The sequence below is a fragment of the Bradyrhizobium sp. STM 3809 genome (assembly GCF_000239795.1).
Classification (GTDB): Bacteria; Pseudomonadota; Alphaproteobacteria; order Rhizobiales; family Xanthobacteraceae; genus Bradyrhizobium.
Window position 1 is genome coordinate 1 of record NZ_CAFJ01000448.1, and the last position, 2,493, is coordinate 2,493.

At 67.7% G+C, this 2,493-nt stretch carries 2 protein-coding genes; one reads left to right on the forward strand and one right to left on the reverse strand.

Going from position 1 to position 2,493, the window contains the following annotated elements:
• Positions 1 to 1,379, reverse strand: a 1,379-nt coding sequence (locus BRAS3809_RS20790; protein ID WP_035657335.1) for a caspase family protein, incomplete at its 3' end; no start/stop codon positions are given.
• Between the two features lie 174 nt (positions 1,380 to 1,553).
• Here BRAS3809_RS20790 and BRAS3809_RS20795 point away from each other — a divergent pair.
• Complete coding sequence (locus tag BRAS3809_RS20795) at positions 1,554 to 2,462, forward strand: amino acid ABC transporter substrate-binding protein (protein ID WP_008964002.1); 909 nt, start codon at positions 1,554 to 1,556, stop codon at positions 2,460 to 2,462.
• The last annotated feature ends 31 nt before the right edge of the window (positions 2,463 to 2,493 follow it).

Genomic DNA, 2,493 nt, shown 5'->3' on the forward strand with positions numbered 1-2,493 from the left:
TCCAGCGCCTGACCCGCGGGACAGGTGATCCTGACGCATGCCTCGCCCTCGGCGCGCTGGCCCTTGCCGCACAGCAGGGGACAGATGCGCGATGTCTTCGCCTTCACGGCCTCCAGCGCATCGATGCTGGCGACCTGGACGTCGAACCTGGTTCCGGCCTGCTTGTTGAAGCGCTCCAGCGCCCGGCGCGCGTTGAGATCCCAAGTGCCGTCGCTGTCGGCGGTGCTGCAGCCGACGCGGCGCAGCTCCGCGGCGAGCAGGCGCGGCAGATCCGGCGGCGGCACGGCCGCCGGCGTCGCGGCGGGAGGCGGTACCGCCGCGACCGCGGTCGGTGCGGAAGAGGGGACCGGCTTCTCCGGCTGCTGGGCCGGATCGGGCGGGCTGCGTGTGACCTCGGGGGCCGCAGCCTCGGGCGCGCGCGCCAACTCGGCGGGCCTTGCGGCGGCGGCCGGCGACAGCTTGGCGCGCTGCGCCTTGGCGAGTGCGGCGTAGAAACCGGTGGGGTATTTCTCGAGGAACGCGTCGAGCGCCGCCGGGCTGCCGATGCGCTCGGCGAGTTCGTAGTCAAGGCGCATCGCCGCGTCCGGGTCAGCGGCCGCGCTCGCGGCCGGTGCCGCCGGAACCAGCGCGACGTCATTGCCGCCGAGCGAGCCGTAGACATAGGGCTCCTGGCGATAGCCGGTCGCCTTCAGCACGTCGTCGCGGACGAAGCCGAAGGCGCGGCGCAGATCGAGGCCCGGCTTCGGCAGATGCCGCACCAGCGCCGCCGCATAGGGGCTGTTGCTGGCGTCGCCATCGGCGGCGGTCGAGCCGGCCTTGGCGGAGAACGCGATCATCGTGTTGGGGCTGGCCGGCTCGACCTTGGCGAGGCCGCGGCCGATGCTGCGCGAGGCGACGTTGCGCTTCATCGTCTTGGCGAAAGGGTTGTCGCGGCAGGCGTCGAGCACGACGAGGCGCAACTGCCTGGCCGGCTCGATCGCGAACAGCACGCGGTCGAGCGCGATCGCCTCGTCGAGCACGTCGCTGTCGGCCTCGAGCACCGCGTCGGTCGGGATCAGGTAGTTGACGCCGTCGAGCTCGATGCCGTGGCCGGCGTAGTAGATCACGGCGACCTCCGCCTCGCGTGCCTGCGCACCGAACTCGCGCAAGGCGCGGCGCATGTCCTGCACGCCGAGGTCCAGTTTGACGTCGACGCGCTCGAAGCCGGCGCTGCGAAACATGTCGCCGACGAGCTTGGCATCGTTGGCCGGGTTCGATAGCCGGGCGACGGACTTGTAGGAGGAGTTGCCGATGATCAGCGCGACACGCTTGTCGGCGAGCGCGGCCGTGCTGCCGCCCAGCAGCAGCAGGAGAACCAAGAGGTAGCGCAGTGCCGACATCGATTCTCCAGGCAACATCCTCGATCGAAGCTGCGACAGACTATCCGGCGACGTCGGCAAAGCAAGGTCGGGGGAAAGTTCCGCGGCGCTGGCGTGCCGTCTCAGTAGCGCGCATGATCCGCTGGCCCGGGCCTTGCTTCCGTGATGCAACTCACATCCAACGGGACATGAACGATGAAGAATGCTCGTCTGATCGCGTACGCTCTGGTTGCATCGGTGCTGACCGCGCCCGCCTCGGCTGAGGAGCTGACCGGCACCCTGCAGAAGGTCAAGGAGACCGGCACGATCACGATCGGCTATCGCGAAACCTCGCTGCCGTTCTCCTACATCGACGACAATCAAAAGCCGCTCGGCTTCGCACTCGACATCTGCGGCCGGATCGTCGACGAGATCAAGGCGACGCTGAAGCTCGACAAGCTCGACGTCAAGCTGACGCCGGTGTCGTCGGCGACGCGCATTCCGCTGATGGCCAACGGCACCATCGATCTCGAATGCGCCTCGACCACCAACAATCTCGAGCGGCAGCGGCTGGTGTCGTTCTCCCACACCTACTTCCTCACCGCCAACCGCTATGTCGCCAAGGCCGCGAGTGGGCTGAAGACGATCGACGATCTCAAGGGCAAGACGGTGGCCTCGACCTCCGGCACCACCAACATCAAGCAGCTCTACGAGGCCAACACGGCGCGTCAGCTCGGCCTCAACATCGTCGCCGTCAAGGACAATGCCGAGGGCTTCCTGATGGTCGAGAACGGCCGCGCCGACGCCTATGTGATGGACGACATCCTGCTCGCGGGCCTCGTCGCCAGCGCCAAGACGCCGTCGGACTACGCGATCTCGACCGACCAGTTCTCGATGCCCGAGCCCTACGGCATCATGCTGCGCAAGGACGATCCCGCCTTCAAGGCGGTCGTCGACCGCGCCACGGCGAAGCTCTACACCAGCCCCGAGATCGCGACGCTGTACGCGAAATGGTTCATGACCCCGGTGCCGCCCAAGGGCGTGAACTTCAACTTCCCGATGACGGCCGTGCTGCAGAAGGCGTTCGCGCAGCCGAACGACAGCGGGGATCCGAAGGCGTATTGAGGGATGACGTCTGTCGTCTGGATTTCGACTC

Excerpts from the sequence above, each read along its gene's own strand:
- BRAS3809_RS20795 (WP_008964002.1), top strand. The coding sequence starts at position 1,554 with ATGAAGAATGCTCGTCTGATCGCGTACGCTCTGGTTGCATCGGTGCTG.